At 49.6% G+C, this 546-nt stretch carries 1 pseudogene; it reads right to left on the bottom strand.

What is annotated here, in order from left to right:
• Positions 1-244: 244 nt before the first annotated feature.
• Positions 245-541 (bottom strand): annotated as a pseudogene (locus tag ABD948_RS22155) (phage holin, lambda family).
• Between the last annotated feature and the right edge of the window lie 5 nt (positions 542-546).

The raw sequence follows: 546 nt of genomic DNA, 5'->3' as shown, positions 1-546 counted from the left end.
GAGTTGGGATCGCACGTTGTCTTCCTAAGACCGCTTGGCCTCCGACTTGGAAAGAAGCTGGTAGCGTCCGGCGCCTGTTGATTTGAGTTTTGGGTTTAGCGTGACAAGTTTGCGAGGGTGATCGGAGTAATCAGTAAATAGCTCTCCGCCTACAATGACGTCATAACCATGATTTCTGGTTTTCTGACGTCCGTTATCAGTTCCCTCCGACCACGCCAGCATATCGAGGAACGCCTTACGTTGATTATTGATTTCTACCATCTTCTACTCCGGCTTTTTTAGCAGCGAAGCGTTTGATAAGCGAACCAATCGAGTCAGTACCGATGTAGCCGATAAACACGCTCGTTATATAAGCGAGATTGCTACTTAGTCCGGCGAAGTCGAGAAGGTCACGAATGAACTAGGCGATAATGGCGCACATCGTTGCGTCGATTACTGTTTTTGTAAACGCACCGCCATTATATCTGCCGCGAAGGTACGCCATTGCAAACGCAAGGATTGCCCCGATGCCTTGTTCCTTTGCCGCGAGAATGGCGGCCAACAGGT

This window comes from Nocardioides nanhaiensis (genome assembly GCF_039542785.1).
Lineage (GTDB): Bacteria > Actinomycetota > Actinomycetes > Propionibacteriales > Nocardioidaceae > Nocardioides > Nocardioides nanhaiensis.
Note: the sequence above shows the minus strand (reverse complement) of the source record. Positions and strands in the feature narration are given on the sequence as shown.